This is a genomic window from Asticcacaulis aquaticus (genome assembly GCF_028550415.1).
In the GTDB taxonomy this organism is placed as follows: domain Bacteria; phylum Pseudomonadota; class Alphaproteobacteria; order Caulobacterales; family Caulobacteraceae; genus Asticcacaulis; species Asticcacaulis aquaticus.
Genome location: NZ_JAQQKX010000002.1, coordinates 1 through 26,049, shown reverse-complemented (window position 1 = coordinate 26,049; position 26,049 = coordinate 1). Strand labels below are relative to the sequence as shown.

General features: G+C 60.0%; 27 protein-coding genes and 1 tRNA gene. 15 read left to right on the top strand and 13 right to left on the bottom strand.

Annotated elements, in window-relative coordinates; genetic code table 11:
* Window positions 1-3: 3 nt before the first annotated feature.
* Together PQU92_RS03120 and PQU92_RS03115 are read right to left on the bottom strand one after the other, a co-directional pair.
* A complete protein-coding gene (locus PQU92_RS03120; protein WP_272746760.1) occupies window positions 4-915 on the bottom strand; it encodes a 2-dehydro-3-deoxygalactonokinase in 912 nt (303 codons plus the stop codon).
* Window positions 916-1,065: 150 nt separating this feature from the next.
* A complete protein-coding gene (locus PQU92_RS03115) occupies window positions 1,066-1,941 on the bottom strand; it encodes an SMP-30/gluconolactonase/LRE family protein (RefSeq protein WP_272746759.1) in 876 nt (291 codons plus the stop codon).
* Between the two features lie 304 nt (window positions 1,942-2,245).
* On the opposite strand from PQU92_RS03115, the gene PQU92_RS03110 reads away from it, so the two are divergent.
* From PQU92_RS03110 to PQU92_RS03095, 4 genes are all read left to right on the top strand, one after another.
* Window positions 2,246-3,463, top strand: coding sequence for an acetyl-CoA C-acetyltransferase (locus PQU92_RS03110; RefSeq protein ID WP_272746758.1), 1,218 nt, complete (start codon window positions 2,246-2,248; stop codon window positions 3,461-3,463).
* 22 nt (window positions 3,464-3,485) lie between these two features.
* Entirely contained in the window at window positions 3,486-5,705 is a 2,220-nt protein-coding gene (locus PQU92_RS03105) for a 3-hydroxyacyl-CoA dehydrogenase NAD-binding domain-containing protein (protein ID WP_272746757.1), read from the top strand.
* Between the two features lie 70 nt (window positions 5,706-5,775).
* Window positions 5,776-6,564 carry a site-2 protease family protein gene (locus PQU92_RS03100; protein ID WP_272746756.1) on the top strand — a complete coding sequence of 263 codons (789 nt, stop codon included), beginning with the start codon at window positions 5,776-5,778 and terminating at the stop codon, window positions 6,562-6,564.
* A gap of 60 nt (window positions 6,565-6,624) precedes the next feature.
* Window positions 6,625-7,020 (top strand): hypothetical protein, encoded by a 396-nt coding sequence (locus PQU92_RS03095; RefSeq protein WP_272746755.1) that lies wholly within the window; start codon window positions 6,625-6,627, stop codon window positions 7,018-7,020.
* Here the strand turns inward: PQU92_RS03095 and PQU92_RS03090 are convergent, their stop codons facing one another.
* Window positions 7,021-7,959, bottom strand: a complete 939-nt coding sequence (locus PQU92_RS03090; protein WP_272746754.1) for a DMT family transporter — start codon at window positions 7,957-7,959, stop codon at window positions 7,021-7,023.
* Window positions 7,960-8,043: 84 nt separating this feature from the next.
* Between PQU92_RS03090 and PQU92_RS03085 the strand changes: the two genes are divergently transcribed.
* Window positions 8,044-8,661, top strand: coding sequence for an alpha/beta hydrolase (locus PQU92_RS03085; protein ID WP_272746753.1), 618 nt, complete (start codon window positions 8,044-8,046; stop codon window positions 8,659-8,661).
* Between the two features lie 94 nt (window positions 8,662-8,755).
* Window positions 8,756-9,145: a hypothetical protein gene (locus PQU92_RS03080; protein ID WP_272746752.1), complete on the top strand. Its 390-nt coding sequence runs from the start codon at window positions 8,756-8,758 to the stop codon at window positions 9,143-9,145.
* 63 nt (window positions 9,146-9,208) lie between these two features.
* Here PQU92_RS03080 and PQU92_RS03075 read toward each other — a convergent pair whose 3' ends face one another.
* Entirely contained in the window at window positions 9,209-9,490 is a 282-nt protein-coding gene (locus PQU92_RS03075) for a BolA family protein (RefSeq protein WP_272746751.1), read from the bottom strand.
* Between the two features lie 86 nt (window positions 9,491-9,576).
* Here PQU92_RS03075 and PQU92_RS03070 point away from each other — a divergent pair, with 86 nt between their 5' ends.
* Window positions 9,577-10,242, top strand: coding sequence for a J domain-containing protein (locus tag PQU92_RS03070; RefSeq protein ID WP_272746750.1), 666 nt, complete (start codon window positions 9,577-9,579; stop codon window positions 10,240-10,242).
* Window positions 10,243-10,294: 52 nt separating this feature from the next.
* Window positions 10,295-10,744, top strand: coding sequence for a GFA family protein (locus tag PQU92_RS03065; RefSeq protein ID WP_272746749.1), 450 nt, complete (start codon window positions 10,295-10,297; stop codon window positions 10,742-10,744).
* Here PQU92_RS03065 and PQU92_RS03060 read toward each other — a convergent pair.
* Window positions 10,741-11,052: a hypothetical protein gene (locus PQU92_RS03060; protein WP_272746748.1), complete on the bottom strand. Its 312-nt coding sequence runs from the start codon at window positions 11,050-11,052 to the stop codon at window positions 10,741-10,743. The genes PQU92_RS03065 and PQU92_RS03060 overlap by 4 nt on opposite strands.
* Window positions 11,053-11,219: 167 nt before the next feature.
* Here PQU92_RS03060 and cobS point away from each other — a divergent pair, with 167 nt between their 5' ends.
* The 3 genes from cobS (at window position 11,220) to PQU92_RS03045 (ending at window position 15,329) form a co-directional block, all read left to right on the top strand.
* The gene (cobS, locus tag PQU92_RS03055; RefSeq protein WP_272746747.1) at window positions 11,220-12,227 is read left to right on the top strand and encodes a cobaltochelatase subunit CobS; all 1,008 of its coding nucleotides are present in this window, start codon (window positions 11,220-11,222) and stop codon (window positions 12,225-12,227) included.
* A gap of 142 nt (window positions 12,228-12,369) precedes the next feature.
* Complete coding sequence (cobT, locus tag PQU92_RS03050) at window positions 12,370-14,238, top strand: cobaltochelatase subunit CobT (protein ID WP_272747066.1); 1,869 nt, start codon at window positions 12,370-12,372, stop codon at window positions 14,236-14,238.
* Window positions 14,239-14,375: 137 nt separating this feature from the next.
* Window positions 14,376-15,329 carry an esterase-like activity of phytase family protein gene (locus tag PQU92_RS03045; protein ID WP_272746746.1) on the top strand — a complete coding sequence of 318 codons (954 nt, stop codon included), beginning with the start codon at window positions 14,376-14,378 and terminating at the stop codon, window positions 15,327-15,329.
* Between the two features lie 61 nt (window positions 15,330-15,390).
* Here the strand turns inward: PQU92_RS03045 and rpmB are convergent, their stop codons facing one another.
* Complete coding sequence (rpmB, locus tag PQU92_RS03040; protein ID WP_272746745.1) at window positions 15,391-15,687, bottom strand: 50S ribosomal protein L28; 297 nt, start codon at window positions 15,685-15,687, stop codon at window positions 15,391-15,393.
* 219 nt (window positions 15,688-15,906) lie between these two features.
* Here rpmB and PQU92_RS03035 point away from each other — a divergent pair, with 219 nt between their 5' ends.
* Window positions 15,907-18,000, top strand: a complete 2,094-nt coding sequence (locus PQU92_RS03035; RefSeq protein WP_272746744.1) for a catalase — start codon at window positions 15,907-15,909, stop codon at window positions 17,998-18,000.
* Window positions 18,001-18,055: 55 nt separating this feature from the next.
* On the opposite strand, the gene PQU92_RS03030 is transcribed toward PQU92_RS03035, so the two are convergent.
* The 4 genes from PQU92_RS03030 to PQU92_RS03015 all read right to left on the bottom strand — a co-directional run bounded on the left by PQU92_RS03030 (window position 18,056) and on the right by PQU92_RS03015 (window position 20,815).
* On the bottom strand, window positions 18,056-18,568 hold the full coding sequence (locus tag PQU92_RS03030) for a CarD family transcriptional regulator (RefSeq protein WP_023461325.1): 513 nt from the start codon (window positions 18,566-18,568) through the stop codon (window positions 18,056-18,058).
* Window positions 18,569-19,254: 686 nt separating this feature from the next.
* Window positions 19,255-19,926 (bottom strand): trimeric intracellular cation channel family protein, encoded by a 672-nt coding sequence (locus PQU92_RS03025; protein WP_272746743.1) that lies wholly within the window; start codon window positions 19,924-19,926, stop codon window positions 19,255-19,257.
* Between the two features lie 15 nt (window positions 19,927-19,941).
* Window positions 19,942-20,283: a ferredoxin FdxA gene (gene fdxA, locus PQU92_RS03020; protein ID WP_272746742.1), complete on the bottom strand. Its 342-nt coding sequence runs from the start codon at window positions 20,281-20,283 to the stop codon at window positions 19,942-19,944.
* Window positions 20,284-20,521: 238 nt separating this feature from the next.
* Window positions 20,522-20,815 carry an RNA-binding S4 domain-containing protein gene (locus PQU92_RS03015; RefSeq protein WP_272746741.1) on the bottom strand — a complete coding sequence of 98 codons (294 nt, stop codon included), beginning with the start codon at window positions 20,813-20,815 and terminating at the stop codon, window positions 20,522-20,524.
* A gap of 136 nt (window positions 20,816-20,951) precedes the next feature.
* Here PQU92_RS03015 and PQU92_RS03010 point away from each other — a divergent pair, with 136 nt between their 5' ends.
* Entirely contained in the window at window positions 20,952-22,028 is a 1,077-nt protein-coding gene (locus PQU92_RS03010; RefSeq protein ID WP_272746740.1) for a calcium:cation antiporter, read from the top strand.
* Here PQU92_RS03010 and PQU92_RS03005 read toward each other — a convergent pair.
* From PQU92_RS03005 to PQU92_RS02995, 3 genes are read right to left on the bottom strand one after another with little or no spacing between them, the layout of a single operon-like run.
* Complete coding sequence (locus PQU92_RS03005; RefSeq protein ID WP_272746739.1) at window positions 22,023-22,319, bottom strand: type II toxin-antitoxin system RelE/ParE family toxin; 297 nt, start codon at window positions 22,317-22,319, stop codon at window positions 22,023-22,025. The genes PQU92_RS03010 and PQU92_RS03005 overlap by 6 nt on opposite strands.
* The gene (locus PQU92_RS03000) at window positions 22,316-22,567 is read right to left on the bottom strand and encodes a type II toxin-antitoxin system ParD family antitoxin (RefSeq protein WP_272746738.1); all 252 of its coding nucleotides are present in this window, start codon (window positions 22,565-22,567) and stop codon (window positions 22,316-22,318) included. Before PQU92_RS03000 ends, PQU92_RS03005 begins: the two co-directional genes overlap by 4 nt.
* 53 nt (window positions 22,568-22,620) lie before the next feature.
* A complete protein-coding gene (locus tag PQU92_RS02995) occupies window positions 22,621-25,056 on the bottom strand; it encodes a helicase-related protein (RefSeq protein ID WP_272746737.1) in 2,436 nt (811 codons plus the stop codon).
* A gap of 392 nt (window positions 25,057-25,448) precedes the next feature.
* Here PQU92_RS02995 and PQU92_RS02990 point away from each other — a divergent pair.
* A tRNA-Arg gene (locus PQU92_RS02990) sits at window positions 25,449-25,525 on the top strand.
* Window positions 25,526-25,686: 161 nt separating this feature from the next.
* Entirely contained in the window at window positions 25,687-25,998 is a 312-nt protein-coding gene (locus PQU92_RS02985) for an Arm DNA-binding domain-containing protein (RefSeq protein WP_272746736.1), read from the top strand.
* Window positions 25,999-26,049: the final 51 nt, after the last annotated feature.

Here is a 26,049-nt window from a genome sequence, read left to right as displayed (position 1 = left end):
TCCTTATTGCGCGGTGCGCAGTTTATGGATGGCCCACAGGCCGGCCTCGGAGGCGGCATTGCCGTCGAAGCGCGTCACGTCCTTGAAGCCGGCAAAGGCGAGGGCCTTTTCGTAGAGATCGACCAGTGCGCCGTCGCCGACCAGGCGCACGGGCGAGGGGCCGTGGCGCTCCAGCTCGGCGATGATTTCCGAGCCGATCAGGATGCCCGACAGATAGGCCGACAGGTGCGCGGGCGCGATATTGTTGAACAGGGCTTCGGTGCGGACCGAGAAGATGACCGACAGGAAGGCGCGGTTGTACATGCCGCGCTCGATACCTTTGAGGAAGGCCTCCTCATTGTCAGTGCTGTTTTCCATAAGCACGCCGAGGATCGAATGCGCCTTGAGGACCTGGAACATTTCACCGGTCATGTGCGTCGAGAAGGACTGCACCTGACCGTCGCGGATCAGGGCCCATTTGGAGTGCGTACCCGGCAGGACCATGAAACCGTCGGTCGGATCGCTTTTCAACAGTCCGAAAATCTGGGTTTCCTCACCGCGCATGACGTTGAGAAGGCCCGTGCCGGGGCTTTCGGCGAACAGGCCGGGGACGATGGAGACGTCGAGCTTTTCCGACGGGGCGCGGACAAGGCCGTCAACGAGGGTCTGGAGATCGGCTGGGCAGGCGGCATAGGGCGCTTCGACCCAGCCCTGACGCGAGCCAACCATGCCCGACAGCAGGAAAGGCAGGTGTTCCAGACCGGCGAACTCGTCTTTCAGGACGCTGAGCAGCGCCTGTTCGAAGGTCAGGACGCCAAGGTTCTTCAGGCCGATATTGGCGGCGTGGCGCGCAATGACCTTGCCCGCTTCGTCGTAGAGGAACAGGCGGAAATTGGTGGTGCCCCAGTCGGCGGCGATCAGCGAAGGTGTGGTCATGGGCGAGGCTCCGTTTGCCCCCTCGCCCCGTTTACGGGGAGAGGGCTGGGGTGAGGGGCAAAAGTCAGAGGGGGAAGCCCCTCATCCGGCCCAAAGACGTTCGTCTTTGCGCCACCTTCTCCCCGTTACGGGGAGAAGGCATGGGCGTTCCTACCCCCCAAACTTCTGCGGTTCAAGGCCGGTATGGCCGCGCAGGAGTTCACTTGGGATTTCAAACAAAGTCCCTGCTTCACGATCGGCGGGCTGATCGACGGCAGCCGAGGTCACGAAGACACGGTCGAGCTTATCGCCTGCGAAACAGATATTGGTGATTTGCTTTGCGGGGAGTTCGACCGAGAAGTCGAGCGAGGCATCGGGACGGAAGCGGCTAACCTTGCCGCCGCCCCAATGGGCGATCCAGATGCCGCCCTGCGCGTCGGTAGTCATGCCGTCGGGCGAACCCCATTCGTCGGGGAAGTGGACGAACAGGCGCTTGTTGACGGCTTCGCCGCCCTCGATATCGAAGACGAAGACGTCGTTTTCGCCTGAGTCCGTATGATAGATTTTCGAGTGATCGGGTGAGAAGGTGGGGCCATTGGCGACCTGATAGGGGCCGTCGATTTCGCGGTGTGTCAGGTCGGTATCGAGGCGGTACAGCGCGCCGGACTTCTGCGTTTGCGGTTTGTGCATCGAACCGGCCCAAATGCGGCCCTGATCGTCGGCCTTGGCGTCGTTGAGGCGGTTGCCGGGCTCATGCGGGAAGGGGTTGGCGATGTGTTTCAGGATGAACGGATCGAGGCGCAGTTCGTAAAAACCGCTCATCAGGCCCGCGATGAAGCCGCCCTGCTGGCGCTCGATGACCCAACCGATATGCTCGGGAAAATACCAGGTCTTCGACGATCCATCGGCCAGATAATAAGCATGCAGCTTGTTGCCGAGAATATCGACCCAATAGACGCAGGCGTCGCGGCGCGACCATAACAGGCCTTCGCCCAGAGCCGCGCCCGGCGGGGTACGGCGGAGGATGGTATCGAGCGGACTGGACATTAAGCGTTCCCTTGTTTTTGTACGGTTGGCCTTTTTTGTCCGACTATAGGAAAGCTCGCAAGGGGTCAAGTTTGTATGATAATTAAGGACGTGGCGCAATTGCGTACGCTGCTGGGCTTTAAATGGAAATAATTCATATTTCTTTCAATGAGATAATAAAAAGTCTCGGGAATGTTACCTTACGTCTATCTTGACGTTTGCGTAAAGAGCGCGCAACTAATGGCACCAAAGCGCATCCTAAAAGGTGTGAGGCGGTTTTTGGACCGGATGTGCGACAGCAAAAATTATTCTCAGGAGGATGTCCATGCCAGATCTGGCGCCGGGAGCTTATATTTATGACGCGGTGCGCACGCCGCGCGGCAAGGGCAAGAAGGACGGCAAACTGCACGAAGTGACGGCGCTGGAGCTGTCGCGGCAGGTGCTGAAAGGGTTGAAAGACCGCAACAATCTCGATACGTCGCTGGTCGACGACGTGGTATTCGGCTGCGTGACGCCGGTCGGCGAACAGGGCGGCGATATCGCCCGCGCGGCGGTGCTGGCGGCGGGTTATGCTCAGACGACCGGCGGCGTACAGATCAACCGTTTCTGCGCGTCGGGCCTCGAAGCCATTAACATGGCGGCGGCCAAGGTCATTTCCGGCGAGGCCGAGATGGCCATCGGTGGCGGCGTCGAATCGATGAGCCGCATCCCGATGGGCTCGGACGGCGGGGCCTGGGCTATCGACGTCAATGCCGCGTTTCCGTCCTATTTCGTGCCGCAGGGCGTCTCGGCGGATACCATTGCCACCAAGTGGGGCTTTTCGCGCGATGACGTCGATGCCTATGCGGTGGAAAGCCACAAACGTTCGGCGCAAAGCTGGGCCGACCAGCGCTTCGCCAAATCCGTGCTGGCCGTAAAGGACCAGATGGGCGTGACGCTTCTGGATCGCGACGAAACCATCCGCCCGAATACCGACATGCAGACCCTTGGCGGGCTCAATCCGTCGTTCGCCATGATGGGCGAAATGGCCTTCGATGCGGTGATCAATCAGCGCTATCCGGAGCTGGAGCGCATCAACCACGTCCATACCCCCGGCAATTCTTCGGCCATCGTCGATGGCTCGGCGGCAGTGCTGATCGGTTCGGCGGGGTCGGCGGCGAAAACAGGCCTCAAGCCCCGCGCCCGCATCAAGGGCATGGCATCGATCGGCTCGGAGCCCTCGATCATGCTGACTGGGCCGTCTTATGTCACCGAAAAGTTGCTCAAACGTCTCGGTATGAGCGTGTCGGACATCGACCTTTACGAACTGAACGAAGCTTTCGCTTCAGTCGTTCTGCGTTACATGCAGACCCTCGATATCCCGCATGACAAGATCAATGTCTGCGGCGGCGCCATCGCCATGGGCCACCCGCTCGGCGCAACGGGTGCCATGATCCTCGGCACGGTGCTGGACGAGCTTGAGCGCACCGGCAAGCAGACCGCGCTGGTGACGCTGTGCGTCGGCGGCGGCATGGCCACGGCCACGGTTATCGAGCGGATTTAAGAAAGGTCGAGGGAGAAACAAAATGGAAAACTTCAAAACCGAACTCGACGCCGATGGCATCCTGCTGGCCACTTTCGATGTGCCGGGCAAGTCGATGAATACCTTCACCAAGTCGGCGCTCGCTGACCTGTCGGCTATCGCCGAACGCGCCAAAACCGACGTCGAGGTCAAGGGCGTGGTTATCACCTCGGGCAAGACAACCGGCTTCTGCGCCGGTGCCGACCTCGAAGAAATGCTGGGCGGAGCGTGGGAAGCCAAATCGGACCCTAACGATCCGGAAGGCGCGCTTAAGGCGGGCTTTACTGCGGCATTCGAGATGAATCGTGTCTATCGTCAGTTGGAAACCTGCGGCAAGCCGGTGGCGGTGGCCATCAACGGTCTGGCGCTGGGCGGTGGTCTGGAGCTGTCGCTGGCCTGTCATTACCGCGTGTTGAACGACGGCCCGAAGACTCAGGTCGGCCTGCCCGAAATCAAGATAGGCCTGTTCCCCGGCGGTGGTGGCTCGCAGCGCCTGCCGCGCCTGATCGGCGCTCAGGCCGCGTTGATGGCTATGTCAGAAGGCAAGAGCTTCAAGCCGAAGGAGGCCCTGCAAGCCGGTATCGTCCATGAAGTCGTGCCGGTCGGCCAAGAAGTCGAGGCCGCGAAAACCTGGATCAAGACTAAAGGTGACGCCGTCGCCCTGTGGGACAAGAAGGACTACAAAATCCCCGGCGGTGGCCCCTATCATCCGGCGGGGTCTCAGGTCTTCATCATGGGTAACGCCTTGCTGCGCAAGCAATCTTACGGCAATTACCCGGCGGTGGTAAACCTGATGCGCGCGGTCTATGAGGGCCTGCAACTGCCGTTCGATACGGCCATCCGCGTCGAGAGCCGTTACTTCGTCAACACCCTGCAAACGCCGCAGGCCAAGGCGATGATCCGCACCTTCTTCTTCAATATGCAGGCGCTTGGCAAGGGCGGCGGTCGTCCGGCGGGTCAGCCGAAAACCGATCCGCAGCAGGTCGCGGTGCTGGGCGCCGGGATGATGGGCGCGGGTATCGCCTATGTCTCGGCTCTGGCCGGTATCAGGGTTATCCTGATCGACCGCGATCAGGCCGCTGCCGACAAGGGCAAGGCGCACTGCGAAGGCCTGATCAAGAAGGCCGTGTCGCGCGGCAAGATGACGCCGGAAAAGGGGCAGGGCATCCTCGACCTGATTGTGCCGACGCCGGATTACGGTCAAATCACGGGCTCAGACCTCGTCATCGAAGCGGTGTTCGAAAACGCCGAACTGAAAGCCACGGTCACCAAGGACGCCGAGGCCAAACTCTATGCAGGCGACAAGGCCGACACCGCCATCTTCGGCTCCAACACCTCGACCATTCCGATTTCGCTGCTGGGCAAGGCGTCGGGCAAGCCGGAAAACTTCATCGGCATCCACTTTTTCTCGCCGGTCGACAAGATGCTGCTGGTCGAGATCATCACGACGGATAAGACGTCGGATGCGACTCTGGCCAAGGCGATGGATTACGTACTGAAGATCAAGAAGACGCCGATCGTGGTCAACGATTCGCGCTTCTTCTTCGCCAACCGCTGCTTCATTCCGTTCACCGCCGAAGGCCTGCATCTGTGGTCCGAAGGCTATGCCCCGGCGCTGATCGACAATGTCGGGCGCATGACCGGTATGCCGCGCGGGCCGCTGGAGATGATGGACGATGTGGCGCTCGATCTGCTGGTCAAGATCACGTCGGAAACGGCGAAAGCCATGGGCGACGCCTATGTGCCCATCCCCGGCGAGAAGGAGGTGGCCGATATGGTCGCCGACGGGCGTCTGGGCCGCAAGAACGGCAAGGGTTTCTACGACTACCCCGAAGCGGGTGGCAACAAGAGCCTGTGGTCGGGCCTGAGCGACAAGTTCACTGTGACGACCGCTGAGGCTGAGCCGGAACTGGTCGAAGAGATCAAGAAGCGTCTGCTCTACATTCAGGCGGTAACGGCGGCGCGCTGCTTCGAGGAGGGTGTCATCACCGATCCGCGCGAAGCCGATGTCGGCTCGATCCTCGGCTGGGGCTTCGCGCCGTGGTCGGGCGGGATCGTGTCGCTGATCGACGCCATCGGCGCGGCGAAATTCGTCGAGGAACTGGACGCGTTGGCGGCCAAACACGGCGACCGCTTCACGCCGCCGCAATTGCTGCGCGACATGGCGACCAAGGGTGAGACCTTCTATGGCCGGTTCGGCAAAAAGGAAGCCAAGGCGGCTTGAAGCGGTTGATTTGAGGCATTAAACCGGAAAGGCGGGCAGGCGACTGTCCGCCTTTTCAATTGGGGGGAAGGTGAAGGTTCATTTTCGATTCTGGTGGTTGCTAGGCCTGTGGGGCTTTTTTGCCTGCGGACTGGCGGTATTGCCTGTGTTGTATCTGACGAATCCCGCGTCGCCGGCTTTCATCGCGGCGGGGCCATTGACCTTCGGATTTGTTGTCGTGGGATGGATCGTCGGCGTTTGTCTGCATGAATATGCACATGCTGTGTCGGCCTTCCGCGAAGGCGACTATATGACCCGGATCAGGGGATATCTGACGCTCGATCCGCTGCGCTACATATCAAAGCGGATGAGTTTTTTCCTGCCCCTGGTGATTCTGGTCCTCGGCGGCATTCCCCTGCCGGGCGCCGCGGTCAGGATCGATCTCAATGCTCTGAAAGGTTCGCGCTCCCAGACGATTGTCGCTCTGGCCGGTCCATGTACGACGCTGGCAGTGTCGATCTCGCTGTTTGCCCTCTATGCCCTGTTAAGCATCGGCGGTCCCTTCGTGGCACCTCTTCGTCAGGCAATCGGTTTGCTGGGTTTTTTCAATCTGATCGCTTTCTTTATCAATATTACGCCTATACCGGGACTGGATGGTTATATGGCGATAGAGCCTTATCTGACCGGGCGCTGGCATCATCGTATTCGGCGGTTGTCGCAGAAACCTCTGGTGTCCACATTGGTATTGATCGTCGTGGTCGTACTAGCCATTGCGGTATTTGCACCGTTGACGCACGTGATCATGGTGGGGGCGGGGGTCAATGAGGCCGATCTTGACGGCGCGATGGAGCAGTTTCGTTTCTGGTCTCAGGGTTTGTAATGGAACCGATGAGGCTTTCATATGCTACCTGTCGGTAATATCATATCTTAGGAGACGCCCATGCGTATCGTCATGCTTGCCGCCGCTCTGACGGCCCTTAGTGGTCCTGTTCTGGCACTGGATACCGCCGCGCTCAAGAACAAGGTCATGCCGCCGGTCAATTCGACGGAGGAATACGCGGTATGCAGCGCCACGACCCTGTGGCTGGGGCAACTGGCGCAGTCGTCTGCCCAGACGGCCGAAGACAAGGAGCGCGCCGAAGGCGTTCTGAAGATCGGTGCCCTGTGGGCCTTCATGGCCGGCAAGAACAAGGGCATCGAGATGAAGGCCTATATGGAAACCTATCTGATGAAGGATGTTGCCGATTTCGGGGCGCTCGAAAGCGATACGCGGACCTTCTACGTGCAGCAGTGCCTTGAACGCACCGAAGGCATGGTTCAGCGGTTCAGCAAATAGTCACGCCGGTTTCGACCGCGTCACCAGCCAGATCCCGGCGCAGACCAGCACCAGCGACAAGGCGTTTTTCCAGGCCCAGATACTTTCGCCCAGGAACAGCGCCGACAGGGTCACGCCGAAGACCGGGATCAGGAACTGAAACGCCGCCACAAGGCCGACGGGGTTGTATTTGAGCAATATACCCCACAGACAGAAGGCGACGGCGGACAATATCCCCATATAGACCAGCAGGCCCATCGCGGGCAGGCCCATGCCGTCCATATGACCGCCGAAGCCTGCGCCCGTTATAGCCAGAATCGCGCCACCTATCCCCAGTTGCCAGCCGGTCATGACCACGGCGTCGACCGTCTGCGACAGTTTCTTGCCGTAGATCGACGCCGCCGACAGAATAAAGGCGGCGATGACGACGAAGCCTTCGCCCAGCAACGAAAACTCCATATCGAGTGCGCCGGGCTTGAAATTGACCACCATCACCCCGGCAAAACCGATCAGACAGCCTAAGGTCCGCAGCGGCGTCAGGCGGTCGTTACGGTAGAGGACGTGCGCCAGCACGACGCTGAAAAACGCACCGGTGGCGTTCATGATCGACGACTTCACCCCGGTGGCATGGGCCAGCCCTATGTAAAAAAAGACGTACTGAATGGCGGTCTGGATAAGGCCCAGCACGGTGATATCGAACGCCTGTTGCCGCGTCAGGCGAAATACCGGACGTCCGGTCAGTTGCGCGAAGATCAGTAACAACAGTCCCGCAATGACGAAGCGCCAGCCCGCGAACAGCAGTTGCGACGGCACTTGATCCCGGGTGATCGACAAAAGCTGATAGCCGACCTTGATCGCCGGAAAGGCGCTACCCCACAAAAGACAGCACAGAACAGCGCTGAGGAAGACGGTTGTCCGGTCCTGAAAAAACGTTTTGACGTTTAACGTGCTGAAATTCATGCGCTTTGCTCGACAAACAGGCTTTGGCAACGGCCTGTGGCCGGTCTATACGGTTTAGGGGGGAAAAGCGATGGTGTGTGTGCAATGAAAACCTTGGTTATCTTTCTGCATGGGGTGGGTTCCGAAGGTGCCGCCCTGATCGGTTTGGCGCGACATTGGGCGCAGACTTTGCCGGATGCGGTGTTCGAAGCGCCGGACGGGCCGGAACCTTTCGATATGTCGCCGCATGTGTCGGGTCATCAGTGGTTCTCGGTCAAGGGCGTCACGGCAGAAAACCGGGCGGCGCGTGTGGCTGCGGCGCGTCCGGCGTTCGATGCAACGATCACGACGCTCATGGCGAAACACGGCATCGACGATCCGGCGCAGGTGGCGCTGGTCGGCTTTTCGCAGGGCTCGATCATGGCGCTGGATGCGATCGCGACGGGGCGCTGGCCGGTGGCGGCGGTGGTCGCGTTTTCCGGACGTTTATCGACGCCCGATCCGCTGACGCCATCCCCCACGCCGGTTTTGCTGATCCACGGGCGTGACGACGATGTCATTCCGTACAATGAGACCGAAGGGGCCGCGCACAGACTTTCGGATGCGGGGCTCATGGTCGAGGCCCACATCCTCGATGGCCTGACCCATTCGATCAACGCATCCGGTTCGCGTCTGGCGTCCGCGTTTCTGGTCCGTGCCTGGACCGCGGGATTACAAATATAGTCATGTTACGCGAAGTGCTTGTGCGGTTCGTCCCGATCGGTTAGCCTCTGAACATCCAAGGGTTTTTGGCAAAATTCATAGGGGCTTCACCGTCATGTTCAGGAAAATCATCATCAGCGTTACGGCTACTGCCGCGCTTCTGGCCGCCGGTCAGGCCTCGGCACTCGACCTCACCAAAATGCGGGCCAAGACCAAACCGGTCGAGAATTCGAAAGAAATGTATGAGGTCTGCGCCGGGGTGATGGGCCTGGCCTTCGTCAATTCGAGCAATCTGGCTGAAGGGCCGGACAAGGCCAAGAAGGTCGAACTGCTGAAAACCATCGCGGTCGCCTGGATCGCCAAGGCAGCCGAAAAGAACAGCGTCACGTCGGATGCCTATATCACCAAGCCGCTGACCGACGACATCAATTCGGTGCAGGGCCTGCCGGAAGATGTGCGCGTCTTCTATATAGGTTACTGCCTTGAGGAGACCGAAAAGCTGTAAGCATATCTGTCTTCGCGAAACACAAAAAGACCTCCGGCATCGAATGCCGGAGGTCTTTTTGTGTCAGATTCGGGTGTCTTCCGCCGGGGTGAGGGTGGTCATGCTCAGCGCATGGACCGGTCCGGCCAGTTCTTCACGTAGGGCGGCATTGACCAGCCGCTGACGCGCCACGCGGTTGAGGCCTTCGAACGCTTCGGAAACGATCGTGAGCGAAAAGTGACTTTCGCCCCCTTCACGCGCGCCCGAATGACCTTTATGCTTGTCGCTGTCGTCCTGTATTTCAAGGCGTGCAGGCGATAAGGCCTCGGTGAGTTTGACCATCATTCGGTCACTGGTTTTACCCATAATTTAACCTCGAAGGGGCTTTATAGTTCTCTTCCAGAGACCTATATGGGACCACTGTATAAAGTTAAAGGGCTGCGTTCGGCATTATGAGCGAAGGTTATAAGTACAAACCGAAATTTGGTCTGGATATGCGTATCCGCCCGCCGAAGGAAGGCGAAGTGGATGGCAAGCGTCCGGAGGACGATGTCCTGTCGCTCAAGCCGGGTCAGATTCGCTGCGAATGGCCGGAATGCCATAAGGCCGCCACCGCGCGCGCGCCGAAATCGCGCGAAATGATGAACGAATACTATAACTTCTGTCAGGCCCATGCGGGCGAGTACAACAAGAGCTGGAACTTCTTCGCCGGGATGAGCGAAGGCGAGGCCAAGTCGCACCGCGAAGCGACCATGACCGGCGGCCGTCCGACCTGGGCTTTCCGCGCCTCGGCCGCCAGCCGAGAAGCCGCCGCCTTTACCGCCGGTCGTACCAAAGGTGCGGGCATGTACGACCCGCATAGCGTCTTCGGCGCCGGTGCCGCGCCGCAAAAGCCCGGCAGCGAGCCGGTTCAGCGTCAGTACGGCAAGATCGAACGCGGCGCCTATGCCGATCTCGACCTTGAGGCCGGTGCGGCGCCCGAGGTGGTGCGTGCCGCCTATACGGAACTGCTCAAGCGCTGCCACCCGGATAATAACGGCGGCGACCGCTCGGCGGAAGAGAAGCTGCAACGGGTCATTAAAGCCTACAAGGTCTTGAAAAAGATGGGCTTGGCGTAAAATCCCCTCTCCCTGAGGGAGAGGGTGGCCCAAAGGGCCGGGTGAGGGGGAAATGCCAGCCACAAGAACCGGTGGATGCCAGTGCGGAGCCGTCCGTTTCCGTGTCGAAGGCGAGCTTGGCCACGCCTCGATCTGTCATTGCCGCATGTGTCAGAAGGCCTATGGCAATGTCTTCGCGCCGCTGGTCAGCGCCCGTGAAGCCACGCTCATCTGGACCAAAGCTGCGCCGAAACGCTTCCAGAGTTCTAATCTGGTTCAGCGCGGCTTCTGCCCCGACTGCGGCACGCCCCTGACCTACGAAGCGCCCGACGGTGTGGCGGTGTCCATCGCCGCCTTTGACGACCCCAGCGATATCGCCCCGGTCATCCAGTTCGGTACCGAGGGCAAGTTGCCGTGGGTCGACGGTCTGCGCACCCTACCGGAGCGCACGACGCTGGAGGATATCGACGCCGCGCCGTTCCTTGACAAGCTGATCAGCTATCAGCACCCGGACCGGGATTAGTAGGCGACAACGCAAATGTCGTCATTCGTCCCACCGCATTCAGCCTTTGTCATATGCTCCACGGTTAACCATGCGGCTAATACAAGCAACGGAGCGGCAAACCAAAGGCGTTTCGGCTTTATAAAAGCGACTATGAGCAGCGGAATCGATAGGATTACGATGATAAACGGCAACTCACTTTTGAGTTTGACCGGGATGGTATGCCAACCTAGGGCTTCGGCATTTGTTTTAAGAAACAGGGTGGCAAAAGCGTAGCCACACCCTATTAATCCCCAGATAGCATAATTAATAAACCTGTCGTTCTTCATCCGCGCGCCCCGTTATTGGCGATAAATCTATATGTTTGGCATAAGAGAGGCAATTCGGCATGCCAGCCAAAAAAGTGCCTGAAATCCGACATTAGGTGTTGTGTCTTGAGGCCTGAGGTCTTAGCTGAAAATCGACTATATTGTTTGTTTCCGGAAGACCGCCGATCATGTCCCTCATCACGCCTGAAACCCTGAATGATCCCTTGCTGGGCTTTGCGCCGGACAAGATGGTCTCGCTCCGCGACGTATTTGGCGTCGATTCGGATATGCAGGTCCCGGCGTTCTCGACGCGCGACGAACACGTCCCCGAAATCGACGAGTCGTACAAATTCGATCCGCAAACGACCATCGCCATCTGCGCCGGCTTTGCCTATGACCGCCGCGTCATGGTGCAGGGCTTCCACGGCACCGGCAAATCCACCCACATCGAGCAGATCGCCGCGCGCCTGAACTGGCCGCTGGTCCGCGTCAACCTCGACAGCCACGTCTCGCGGATCGACCTGATCGGTAAGGACGCCATCGTGCTCAAGGACGGTCAGCAGGTCACCGAATTCAAGGAAGGCATCCTGCCGTGGTCGCTGCAACGCCCCGTGGCGCTGGTCTTCGACGAGTACGACGCCGGGCGTCCGGACGTGATGTTCGTCATCCAGCGCGTGCTGGAAGCGCAGGGGCGTCTGACCCTGCTGGATCAGAACAAGGTCATCCGCCCGAATAAATATTTCCGTCTGTTTTCGACGACCAACACCATCGGTCTGGGGGACACGACGGGGCTTTATCACGGCACCCAGCAGATCAATCAGGGCCAGATGGACCGCTGGTCGATCGTGACGACGCTCAACTATCTCAGCCATGAGGCCGAGGTGGGCATCGTTCTGGCCAAGCTGCCGGAATTCGACACGCCGGAACGTCGCGCTTTGATCGACGCCATGGTGCGCGTCGCCGACCTGACGCGTTCGGCCTTTGCCAATGGCGATATCTCGACGATCATGTCGCCGCGGACGGTGATCACCTGGGCGCAGAACACGCTGATCTTCGGCAACGACACCGAACTGGCCTTCCGCCTGACCTTCCTCAACAAGTGCGATGAGCTGGAGCGCCCGACGCTGGCGGAGTTCTATCAGCGTAGCTTCGGTGCGGATGTGAAGGAAAGCGCGCTGAAGGTGAAGGTTATATAGAACTTCCCTCGCCCCTTTGGGGAGAGGGAGGCAGCGAAGCTGACGGGTGAGGGGGCTTCCTAACACCGGAACTTTCCCCCTCAGCCTCGCAGGCCCGCGCCCAGCCCTCTCCTGCGGGTGAGGTGGTTTGATGAAGGATACAATGGCCAAACCCGTTACCGTTCTGTCCGATCCCTTCCGCAAGGCGCTGATCCATTCGACGCGCGCTCTGGCGGAAAATCCCGAACTCGAAGTCGTCTTCGGGCCGGACGGGCCGCGTTATGACGGTCAGAAACTGATCCTGCCCAATCCGCCGCGCGACCTCAATGCGCGGCAATCGGCGACCGTGCGCGGTCAGGCTGACCGGCTGGCGCTCAAGGTCGCGCACCACGACAATATTGTCCATTCGCGCGCTCGACCCATCGAAACCGTCAGTGCCGAAGCCTTCGATATCCTCGAAGAAGTACGCTTAGAAGCCGTGGGCTCGCGCGCCATGGGCGGGGTGCGCAAGAACCTGCGCGCGGCGCTGGAGGCCGATCTCGACCGCAGCGGCATTGCGCGCAAGGAAGACCGCAACGACCTCAATCTGGGCGACATACTGGGCCTGATCGCACGCGAAGTGCTGATCGGCGATCCGGTGCCGGAGCCCGTGCAGCGCGTAGTCAACCTGCTGCGCGAAGAAATCGAGGACAAGACCGGCCAGAGCCTGAGCGAACTTGGCGAGCTGATCCACGACCAGAAGGCCTTTACGCAGAAGGCGCGCGAGGTGCTGCGCGCGCTCGACCTGACCGATGATTCTCAGGACGCTGCCGAGGAAGAAAAGAACGACCAGGGCGACGATGAGCAGGCCGAGGGCAGCGAGCCGGAACCGGATGCCGAGGACGACTCGGACGATGAGGGGGAGTCTCAGCCCGAAACCGAGGAGCAGCCGACCGGCGGCGACGATCAGTCCCAGCAGGGCGAAGACGACTATACCCAGATGTCGGGCGATCCTCAGTCTCTGGCGGACGGTTCCGCCGACGAGGTCGTGGACGGCGAGGCCGCCGAGGCGAGCCAGCAGCAGATGCCGCCGCAAAAGGGTGAGCGCAAGGATTACGACGTTTTCACGCGGGCCTTCGACGAGGTGATCGCCGCCGAGGATTTATGCGACCCTGAGGAGCTGGAGCGCCTGCGCGGGTTCCTCAATCAGCAACTAGCCAATCTGTCGAACGTCGTGTCACGTCTGGCCAACCGCTTGCAGCGCCGCCTGATGGCGCAGCAGTCGCGCTCGTGGAGTTTCGACCTCGAAGAGGGCGTGCTTGACGCCTCGAAGCTGACGCGGGTCATCATCGACCCCTCGGCGCCCCTGTCGTTCAAGCAGGAAAAGGACACCGAGTTCCGCGACACGGTGGTAACGCTTCTGCTCGACAATTCGGGGTCGATGCGCGGGCGGCCGATCATGGTCGCGGCAATCTGCGCCGACGTGCTGGCGCGGACTCTGGAGCGTTGCGGGGTCAAGGTCGAGATTTTGGGCTTTACTACCAAGGCGTGGAAGGGCGGGCAATCGCGCGAGCAGTGGGTGCGTGAAGGCAAGCCCGCGGCGCCGGGGCGGCTCAACGACCTGCGCCATATCATCTACAAGGCCGCCGACAATCCGTGGCGCCGGGCCAACAAGAACCTCGGCCTGATGATGCGCGAGGGGTTGCTCAAGGAAAATATCGACGGCGAAGCCCTGCAATGGGCCTATGGACGCCTGTTGGCGCGCAGCGAGTCGCGCAAGATTCTGATGGTCATTTCCGATGGCGCGCCGGTCGACGACTCGACCCTGAGCGTCAATACGGGGCATTATCTGGAAAACCACCTGCGTAAGGTGATCGCCGAAATCGAGGGCTCGGGCCGGGTCGAACTGGCCGCCATCGGCATCGGGCACGACGTGACGCGCTGGTATCGCCGGGCGCTGACCCTGATCGACGCCGAGCATCTGGGCGGGGCGCTGATCGAAAAGCTGGCCGAGCTGTTCGACGAAAAGACGGCAGGGCCGGGACGGCGGTAAGCGGTTTTTCCTCTCCCTGAGGGAGAGGATGCCCGCAGGGCAGGTGAGGGGGAACTGTCAACCGCGCGCTCAGCTTCAACATTTCCCCCTCACCCCAACCCTCTCCCCGCAGGGAGAGGGGGTTTGTCGGAGATATCATGCGCCTGATAGCTTTTCTTACGCTCGGTATCGTAACCGCCGCCATCGCCAATCCTGTCCCTTACCAAGGTGGGACGAGCGTCACCTTTACGCCTTTGCCCAAGGTTGCCGCGCCGTCCATGAAGGCACGCTATGTCGGCGGTTACGAGGCCAAGGGGCAGGGCACGTCGCGCCTGATGGGCCTGTCGGACCTGATCGTGACGCCGGGCAAGGATGGCCTTATGATCGACGCCGTCAGCGATTACGGCGACCATGTGCGGATGATCATGCCTGCCAATGGACGCGCCGGGCCCCTGAGCATCGACGCGCTCAAAGGCGCGGACGGCAAGCCCTTCGGCAACAAGACCCTGTCCGATTCGGAAGACATGGCGCTCGATCCGATGACGGGCGATCATTACGTCTCGTTCGAGGGCGACGCCCGTGTGCTGCTTTACAGCACCGAGACGGGTGGTTTGAGCGGCAAGGGTGAACGGCTGCCGCTGGACGGTTTGCCGCTATTGCCGGGCAATCAGGGGCTTGAGGCGGTGACCTTCGTGCGGGAGTTCCCCGGTGAGACCTCGCTGATTCTGGGGGCCGAGGCCGGCGGCTTCTGGCGTTGCCGGCTGGAGGATTATAAATGCACGACGCTGGTGGGTCCGACGACGCCGGGGTTCGGCTATGCGCTGGTATCAATTGCGCCGCTGGACGTGGACAAACCGGATCAGATTTTGGCGCTTTACCGCTACTATACGCCGTGGAGCGGCGCACGCACCGTGCTGCGGCTTTTGAAACTTGAGGGCACGCGCCTGACGCTGGTCGATACGATTCTCGAAGTCAAGCCGCCGATGCCTAACGACAATTACGAAGGCGTCTCGGCGGTCCGCAAGCCCGGAGGAGGCTACAGCCTATATCTGATCAGCGATCCCATCGGCGACAATGATCCGACGCGGTTACTAGTCTTTGACTACAAATAATAAAAAGGCCCCGAAGGCGAACCTTCGAGGCCTTTTTACGTGTTCGGCTCAAAGCCAAATCTTAAGCCGCGGCTTTCTCAGCCAGCTTCGCCTTGATCTGCTTCTTCAGGCGACGGGCGCGGAGCGACAGCTCGGCGTCGTCAGCCTTGACGAGGAAGGCGTCGAGGCCGCCCTTGAAGTCCAGCGTGCGCAGAGCGGCATTGCTGATCTTCAGACGGAACGACTGGTTCAGGGCTTCGGATTGAAGCGCGGTTTCACGAAGCGAGGGCAGGAAGCGACGCTTCGTCTTGATGTTTGAGTGGCTCACGGAGTGGCCGACCATCGGGCCGACACCGGTGAGTTCGCAACGACGCGACATAGGATCCACCTTGGCTAGAAACAAAATGACAACGGCTCACAGCGGACTGCGGCCTTAAGAGGGGCGTTCTATAGGCAAAGCCTGTCGGGCCGTCAAGGGGAAAAGCCCGGTGCGGCCTGTCCCGGTACGGAAAAATGAAACCGCAGTGATTCTTTATCGCGCAGGACGGAAAGCTGCACCCGGCGGCGGGTCATAACCACTTCACCGAGGCGACAGACCATGGACGATAAGGCAAAATTCGATACCAAGACAGGGGCAGGTGGCGAAACCCATCAGCAAATCCATCATTCCGGCCCGCATACGCCCGACGGGCACCTGACGACCAATCAGGGGATTCGCGTTTCGGATAATCAGAACAGCCTTAAGGCCGGGGCGCGCGGCCCGACCCTGCTCGAAGACTTCGTTCTGCGCGAAAAGATATTCCATTTCGATCACGAGCGTATCCCGGAGCGAATCGTCCACGCGCGCGGTTCGGCGGCGCACGGCTATTTCGAGCTTTATGAGTCGCTGTCGGACATCACTCGCGCTGACCTGTTCCAGCGCAAGGGCGAGCGCACCCCCGTCTTCGTGCGCTTTTCGACCGTCGCTGGTGGCGCGGGCAGCGTAGACACGCCCCGCGACGTGCGCGGCTTCGCGGTGAAATTCTATACCAAGGAAGGCAACTGGGATCTGGTCGGCAACAATATCCCGATCTTCTTCATTCAGGATGCCATGAAGTTCCCCGATCTGGTCCACGCCGTGAAGATGGAAGCCAATTCGGGCTATCCGCAGGCCGGATCGGCACACGACACCTTCTGGGACTGGGCGTCGCTGATGTCCGAAACGACACACATGCTGATGTGGGCCATGTCCGACCGGACGATCCCGCGCAGTCTTCGCACCATGGAAGGCTTCGGCATCCATACCTTCCGGCTGATCAATGCTGAGGGAAAGTCGACCTTCGTCAAGTTCCACTGGAAGCCGAAGCTCGGCCTGCAATCGACAGTGTGGGATGAGGCGGTGAAGCTTCAGGCCGCCGATAACGACTATCACCGCCGCGATCTTTATGAGGCCATCGACACCGGCGTCTTCCCGGAATGGGAGCTGGGCCTGCAACTGTTCGATCAGGACCTGGCCGACGGCCTGCCGTACGACGTACTCGACCCGACCAAGATCATCCCCGAAGAACTGGTGCCGGTGAAGCTTGTCGGGCGGATGGTGCTGGACCGCAATCCGGACAACTTCTTCGCCGAGACCGAACAGGTCGCCTATTGCCCGGCCAATATCGTCGACGGGATCGACTTTACCAACGATCCGCTGCTGCAAGGGCGGCTGTTCTCCTATCTCGATACGCAGAAGTCGCGGCTGGGGACGGCCAATTTCCACCAGATCCCGATTAATGCGCCGAAATGCCCGGTGATGAACTTCCAGCGCGACGGCCTTATGCAGATGAACGTCCCCAAGGGCCGCGCCAATTACGAGCCCAATAGCCTGGCGGCGCACGGCGAAGAAGGCGGGCCGCGCGAATGTCCAATGACGGGGTTCAGGACTGCGCCCGGACGCGACGACCGCGACGAGCAGGGCGACAAGCTGCGTGTTCGTCCGGAACTCTTCGCCGACCACTATTCGCAGGCGCGCCTGTTCTGGGTGTCGCAGACGGAGGTGGAGCAGGCCCATATCGCCTCGTCCTTTGTGTTCGAACTGTCGAAGGTCGGCTTGGCGCAGGTGCCGGGCCGGATGGTTGCCAATCTACGTAATGTCGACGAAGGTCTGGCTAAGCGCGTCGCCGAAGGGCTGGGGATCGAACTGCCCGCAAAAGCTGAGGCAGCGCGGGCGGTGGTAGAGCTTGAGCCGTCCCCCGCGCTCAGCATCCACCGTAATATGAAAGACACGCTGGAAGGCCGCACGGTCGGCATCCTGATCTGCAAGGAAACCGATGCGGGGCTGCTGGACAGGCTCAAGGCCGATATCGTGGCGGCGGGCGCCAAACCGGTTGTGGTCGGCGTCCGGCTGCACAATATCCCGCTGTCGGACGGCTCGCTGACCGATGCCGATGGGCAGCTTCTGGGCACGCCGTCGCAGATCTTCGACGCGGTGTTCCTGCTGCTGTCGGAGGCAGGCGTGAAGCGGCATATGAACGAAGGCGCGACGATCGAATGGATCATGAACGCTTACGGCCACCTGAAGGCCATCGGCCACACCCCGGAAACCCATCCGCTGCTCGAAAAGGCCGGGGTGGTGCATGACGAGGGTGTGGTGCTGATCGACGACTTCATCGACGCAGCGAAAAAGCGCTACTGGGCGCGCGAGCCGAAGGTGCGGACGCTGGCTTAAAAGCAAAAAAGCCCCCGGATGTCTCCGGGGGCTTTTTTGTTCGTTCTACAGAAACTTAAGCGGCGGCTTTTTGCAGCGACTTGTTCAGGATGGCAACGGCGGCGTCGCGGTCGATCTTTTCGATCGCGGCGACTTCGCGGGCCATGCGGTCCAGGGCCGATTCATAGAGCTGACGCTCCGAATAGGACTGTTCCGGCTGGTTTTCGGCGCGGTGCAGGTCGCGGACCACTTCGGCGATCGAGACGAGGTCGCCGGAGTTGATCTTCGCTTCGTACTCCTGAGCGCGGCGCGACCACATGGTGCGCTTGATGCGCGCGCGACCCTTGAGGGTCACCAGTGCCTGCGACATGACGGCTTCGGCGGCCAGATGGCGCAGGCCGGCGGTCTTGGCTTTCTTGGTCGGGACGCGCAGGGTCATTTTTTCGTGGTCGAAGGTCACGACGTACACTTCGAGGGTGTAACCAGCCACTTCCTGGCTTTCGACGGCGGCCACCTGGCCCACGCCGTGCGCCGGATAAACGACCTTGTCGCCCACGTTGAAATCGAGTTCTGCTGCTAAAGTCGACATTGCGGTCCTCTCGCTTGGTAAGGAGGGCGAATATCAGTCCGTCTCAGTAGTATTCAGCGTGTCGAGACCGTAGGCCCGGCGACTGGGGAGAGCCAGGAGGGTACACACGCACACAAAAAAACGATGTCCCGCGTAAGCGAAGCGCACCGTCTGTTTCGGGATTGAATACTGCTAAGACAAGCCTGTCATCCGACCTTTGTCGAAGACGCCACGGCGCGGGGTCGCCCGCATGGCGTTTAGGTGAAGAAAGATGATGCGGGGTACGTCACGTCGGTGCGTCCTCGTATCGAACCTGTCCTGTGTATCACAAAAATACGCAAAAATAAAGGGTGCGGACTTCATGTATCCGTCACAGGCGCATTTACCACGATACCGCTGTCCGACGACGGTATATAAAGCAATCCGTTCGGAGGGCGGGATCATAAACTTTGAAATATAAGCATAGAGTCCTGCGAAAACTCACACGGACAACTTGGGGGCGTCAGGAACGAGATAAGCCAAGCGTAAAAAGAGGGTTAACGGCCCATGGGAGGCCTCTATCCCTAGGCAACGCCGACTCTAACCCTGCGGTAGGAGCGGTTATCGGCAAAAAACTCTGTGGATGAAAGTATAGTGATTAAGGTGCGAAGCGTCAGCGCGTCGTCGGGCGAGATGGCGCTGAAAATAAATTTTTCATATGGAGTGGCCTATTGGCGGGTCGAACCGAACGCGGGCAGGGACAGCGACCAGTGAATCGCGGCGGCCCTCAGCGCAAAGGCGGCGGCGAATCCGCTCAGGCCTGCCGGCCAGAAGCTGAAGCCCAGCAGGTGCAGTCCGACAAACACGCACGCCCCCAGAAGCGCGGCGGTAATATAGATGTCGCGCCGTAGCAGCAGATTCGGTGCTCCGGCCAGAACGTCGCGAATGACGCCGCCGAAGGCGGCCGTCAGCACCCCCATGACGATGGCCGAAAACGGCGCAACCCCCAGATTAAGCGCCTTGGCTGCACCGACGACCGCATAGGCGGCCATGCCCAGTGCGTCGAGCCACATCATGGCCATCAGGCGTTTGCCGGGCTTGCCGTCGGGATGAGGTGAGGCGTTCTTCGGGGCAAGTCCCCAGACCGCCACTGCCGCCAGTAAACAGATGATGATATAACTGGGGCGCTGTACCCAGAAGACCGGCGCACCGATCAGGACGTCGCGCAGCGTGCCGCCACCGACACCGGTGATGGCGGCGAAAAAACCGAAGGTAATGATGTCCTGCTTGGCCCTTGCCGCGGCAATGGCGCCGGACGCGCCGAAAACAGCCACGGCGGCGTAATCGAGCCCGTAGAGGGCCGTGTTCAGGGCGTCGATGGGAGAATCGGGAACCGGCATGGCGTTCCCGTGATCTTACTTGCCGTCGCCGGGCTTTTCCGAGAAGTACTTCTCAAACTTGCCGGTTTCGCGCTCGAACTCTTCACGATCGGCGGGCGGCGTGCCCTTGACCGAAATGTTCGGCCAGACGCGCGAATATTGCGAGTTGACCTCAAGCCACTTGCCGTCGGGCTCGTCCTCGGTGTCCGGCTTGATGGCGTCCACGGGGCATTCCGGCTCGCACACGCCGCAGTCGATGCATTCGTCCGGATTGATGACGAGGAAGTTCTCGCCTTCGTAGAAGCAGTCCACCGGACAGACTTCGACGCAATCCATGAACTTGCATTTCACGCAGGGGTCAGTGACGATATAGGTCATCGGAACTCTTGAGGCCTTAATAGGGCCCATCCCCGGGGGATGGACAAAGACGGTGCGACGCCGGTGCAAAGTCGATACGCCGGACAGTGGCGTCATGACTTTTGCACGTCACAGTGTCAAGGCTTAAGGCCTCGGCAGGGCTCGATTTTTACTAAACCGCGCCATGGATTTTACTAAGCTGGGCCATGGCTTTGCGACTGCAAGACATTCGCGAGATTTGGCGCGGTTCTTGCGGCGACTAATCGGTAGGGGCGTCTAGCCGCTCATAAAGGGTCTGGGCCTCGCTGGCCGGACCGCGACGCTCGCCGGTATCGAGGATGCGGATGTCGATCAGCCGGGCCCCCACGGCGAAGATCAGGCGGTCGCCGGGGCGGATGGCGTGGCCGGGTTTTGACAGGCGCGTCGTCTGACCGAAACGGTCCTGTCGGATTGTGCCGCCTTCGATGAATTTTGCCGACAGGGCGCGGGTCTTGAAAAAGCGCGCCCGCCATAACCAGACATCGATGCGACAGGTTTCAACAGGTTCGGTCATGCGGCGATAATGTAAGGTGCCGCCGGATTGTCAAATCAAACAAGGATGCAAAAGCGAGCTCGAAAAAGATTGATTCTTGCGGCGCGATACCGCAGTCGTGGAACCGATTGCAAGTTTGAGGTGTTGAGGATTCGTCATGTGGGCCGCGCTTAAGAAAGAAACCTTCCTGCTGATCGCGCTGATCGTCGCGGTCGTGGCCATGTGGCTTGAGCATTCGATCATCCATGCGGGGCAAACCGTGTCGTTGATCGCGGCGCTGGCCCTGATCGCGGTGATCATCATGGCCTCGTTGCGGGTAGCGCACCACGCAGAAATTCTCGCCGAAAAGGTGGGTGAGCCCTACGGCACCATGATCCTGACTCTTTCGGCGGTGCTGGTCGAGGTGGTGATCCTGGCCATCATGCTATCGAACGCGCACAATCCGACGCTGGCGCGCGACACCATCTATTCGGCGGTAATGCTGGATATGAACGGCATCATCGGCATCGCGGCCATCATGGGCGGTCTCAAGCACGGCGAGCAGCCCTACAACGACGCCTCGGGCAAGACCTATATCGTCATGATCATGACCGGAATGGGCGTATCCATGCTGGTGCCGGAGTTCGTGCCGGTCGCCCACTGGAAGGTCTATTCGATGTTCTCCATCGGCATCATGATCTTCCTGTATGCCATGTTCCTGCGTCTCCAGACGACGAAGCACAGCTACTTCTTTTCCTATACCTATGCGGCGTCGGGCGAGGAAGGCCACGTCCACGGTGGCAAGACAGCGCATTCGGCGATCATTCTGGTAGCGGGACTGATCCTGATCGGCTTGCTGGCCGAGGTCATGTCGAAGACGCTGGATGTCGGGCTTGAAGGCTCGGGCATCCCGCCGATTTTCTCGGCCCTGACGGTGGCGACCATTTCGGCCAGCCCTGAAATCCTGACGGCGATGCGCGCGGCGCTCGCCAACCGGATGCAGCCCGTGATCAATATCGCGCTGGGGGCATCGCTGTCGACCGTGGTCCTGACCGTGCCGGTGATCGAGCTTCTGGCGCTATTCAACAATCAGCAGATCCATATGGCCCTGACGCCCGCGCAAAGCATCATGACGGCCCTGACGCTTCTGGTCGCGGCCATAAACCTCAACGACGGCCAGACCAACGCCATCGAAGGCACGACGCATTTTGTGTTGTTCTGCGCGTTCCTGATGCTGTCGTTTTTGGGGTTATAATAACCAGTTCAGATCGTGCCAGTTTTCGCGAGCATTGCGAATGCTCAGTATGACTATGTCATCACCGTCTATCTTGTAGATGATAACATGGGAGACGAAAGGATGGACGTGAACATGCGGTTCAACGTCCTTTCGTTCAGGCGCTGCCCGTGGATTGTTTGAAAGAAACTCAAACCGCTCAACCAAATTACGATAGTAAGATTCGGCTTGGCGCAGACCGAAACGGGTCATCCCGTCGAACAGAAGTCTGTCGATGTCGTCACGAGCGGTTTCGGTAAGGCAGTAACTCATTGAGCGGCGCTTTGCTCAAAGCGTTTTTTGGCTTCGTCCCATATTTCGCTGATGGATTTCGTGCTGATCCCGCTGGCCAGACTGCGGTCAACAATGCTCTGAAGTTCAGCTGTTTTTTCCCAGCGCTCCTGATCCCGACGGATCAGGTCGCGCACATAATCGCTGGTATTGCTGTAACGACCCGTTTCGGCCTGCGCTTCGGCCCAGGCCTTCATCTGTTCGGGCAAAGAAATGTTCATCGTGGCCATAGTGCGCTCCTTCGTTTCAACGAAGCGTGCAATTCATGGCAAACTTTGTCAAATCACTTTGCGCGCAGGACGGCGAACGGCGAATATGGATTGACGTAGGCCGGTTCCGGCTTTGCTTTTTTGGGTGCGGCGGCGGATTTGGTTCGCCAGCCGGTCCGTTCGTCGCCTTCGCCGAAGCTGTGCGTCCCGGTCTTGGCAAAGCCCAGCGCCTGCATCAGGCGGTCATTGGCAATGTCTTTTAGAGCGTCGGGTTTAAGATAGACCGCGCCCTTGTGAAACTGGCACTCCGAGAGAGCCTTGTCGATGGCTGCCAGCGTTTTCAACTTCACCGGCTTATGGTCGGCCACCGCCACCAGACCTTTCAGGCTAAGCGCCCGTTGCGGATGATCGCGGGCGCCACCGAAAGCTTGCATCAGGTGATGCGGCAGGCGCGGCAGGGTCCACACGAAGCGGTTGGCCTGCACGCCCAGATCGCGGAGCGCCTTGCGCTCCTCCGGCGTTAGTTTGTCGTCCCTGCGCAGGACTATGCCGCCATTTTCATAGAGCTGATAGGCGACGGCGCGCACGGCGGCGGGCAGGGACTCGTCGCGGGACGCCTGATAGACGCGATGCAGGGGCTTCAACTGCTGCAAGGCCTGCTGGCGTACGAAATCGACCAGACGTTTGGCCACGCGCTGTTGCAAGGCGGCATGGTCGGTCTGACACTCCAGCCGAACCTTTGGATTAAAGTAGTCCGATGGCTCGATCTGGCCGACAACCTCGCCCCGCCACAATATATTCGCGCCGTGCAGCCTCAGCGTTTTTGTCGGTGCCTGACTGAGTTCATTCAGACGGTCCTTGAGGATCGGCGTCACCGCGCGATGGGCCGCCTGACGCAGGGCCTTGTCCTCGACAAGGGTTTCACCGGACGACTGCACGAAATTCAGGCCGCGCAAATGCCCGACCGTGTGACCTTCGAGGATGACCTCGCCCGCCGCCGTGACCTCGGGCTTCGGTGTTTCGAAAGCGTTGAGCGCCTTGAGCAGGGCGCTGGTCCGCTGATCGACGAAGCGCTTCATCAGGGCTTCGTGCAGCTTGTCTGACAGGCGCGCCTCAAGGTCGCGCGTCGCCCCGCGCCAGTGGTCGGCGTTTTTCAGCCAGTTAGTGCGGTTGGCGATATAGGACAGGGTACGCACGCCCGACAACCGCCCGGACAGGGTATCGATATCGCCCTCAAGCCGGTCGAGGTGGCTCAGTTGCTCATCGAACCAGTCCGCCTGCACGAAGCCGTCCGGCCGCATCCGCGACCAGAACAGGAAGCTGACCATCTTCAGATGCTCGTCCAGCGACACCTTACGGAAGTCCGGCAACTGGCAGACTTCCCACAGGATGCGCAAAGATACCGGGTTGCGGGCCTTGAGCGCGATGTCCTCGTCCTGCGACAGATGGCGCAGCGCCTTTTCGTCCAGCGCCTCCTTGGCCAGATGCAGGGCGGGCAGGGGCGACGGCGCGGTCAGGCTTTTCAGCAGATGATCCAGCGAGGAAAAGTCGAGTTTGTGGTTCCGCCACTGCGCGGCGGTCAGGCTGAGGAAGCGGTGGTGCTCGATGGCCTCGACCAGATCCTCGTCCATTTCCGGTGCATCGCCGGTGACCCCAAACGTGCCTTCTTTCTTGAATCGCCCGGCACGACCGGCGATCTGCGCGGCTTCCTGCGCGGTGAGGGGGCGGGTGCGTTTGCCGTCGAACTTCGAGAGGCCTGCGAACGCGACATGGTCGATATCCATGTTCAGGCCCATGCCGATGGCATCGGTAGCCACCAGAAAATCGACCTCGCCGCGCTGGAAAAGGTCGACCTGAGCGTTGCGCGTCTTGGGACTCAAGGAGCCCATGACCACCGCCGCGCCGCCGCGCTGACGGCGGATCAGCTCGGCGATGGCATAGACCTGCTCGGTCGAAAAGGCGACGATGGCCGTGCGCGGCGGCAGGCGTGTCAGCTTCTTCGGCCCGGCGTATTTAAGCTGCGACAGGCGCTCGCGGAACAGGATTTCGGCGTGCGGAAACAGAGATCGGAACAAGGGCGCAAAGGTCTTGGCCCCCATGAACAGGGTTTCCTGATAGCCGCGCGCGTGCAGCAACCGGTCGGTAAAGACGTGCCCGCGTTCAGTATCGGCACAGAGCTGGATTTCGTCGACGGCGAGAAAATCGACGCGGCGCTCCAGCGGCATGGCCTCGACCGTGCAGATGAAATAGGCAGGCAGGCGAGGAATGATCTTTTCTTCGCCGGTGATCAGGGCGACGGCGTTGACGCCCTTTTCCTTGACCACCCGGTCGTAGATTTCGCGCGCCAGCAAGCGCAGGGGCAGGCCGATCATGCCGGTGCCGTGTGCCATCATGCGTTCAAGCGCGTAGTGGGTCTTGCCGGTATTGGTGGGTCCCAGCACCGCAACGAGGCGGTGGTCGCGTTCTTCGCGGGCGAACAGATCGGAAGGGGGATGCGAAAGATCGGGCACGGCACTGTTTTAGAGCCTATTCCGAAAACTGTGCAACGGTTTTCGGATTCAAATAGGCGATCAGAAAGAAACCCACGCACGGAGGCTTTGGGAAGGCGGAAATGAGGCCGGGAGATGGGGATTTGCGAAGGTTAACGCAAGGTCGCGTTCACCCTGAACAGCAGGGAAACGAATCATGACCGAATCAGTGACATCGTCAGATGCCTGATTCGTTCTATACCATATATGGTATGTGGCAACGGCCTTAACCATATCGCTATGCTAACTTTATGAGATGAGTCGTGCGGAGAGTCGAGTCAGTAATCGGGGGTGCATATGTCCCCGGAAATTTGCGTGCCGGACGTTCAAAGGCTTCTCAAGCCCGCGCGGCCTGTGCTAGGACCGACTGAAGTGGCCCCTTAGCTCAGCCGGATAGAGCAAGGCTTTCCTAAAGCAGAGGTCGGGGGTTCGAGTCCCTCAGGGGTCACCATCGCAAGGCACGCAACGGTTCGCCGTGGCTTGAAAAAAATCAGAAAATTTAGTAAGTTATGCCTTTCAAAGGCTGGGGTGGTTCGCCTTAGTTCGCTTTAGTTCGCCTCAATCCGCTCATTTTTAGGGGTGCGGGTAGGGGTATGGGCAGGAAATTGGCACATGGCATTAACGGACATTGCGATTCGTGGTCTCAAACCTACCGACAGGGACCAAAAGGTTTTTGATGGAGAGGGGCTTTACCTTCTCATCAAGCGCAATGGCTCTCGTATCTGGAGGTATAAATATTATCACCTTGGGAAAGAGCAGCTTTTGACCTTTGGTGCATATCCGTTGGTTTCGTTACGTGACGCACGGCTGATGCGTGATGAAGCCAAGCGTCAGAAGATACAGGGTATTGAACCGCCCCGGCTTTGCCGGAGGCTCATTGGTTTAAGTTACGCGGCCAATTCTAAAGTGTCGAGGGCAGCGTAGTAGAGTTGTTCGGCCTCGGCTGGTGGGATGTTGCCAATGGGTTCAAGAAGC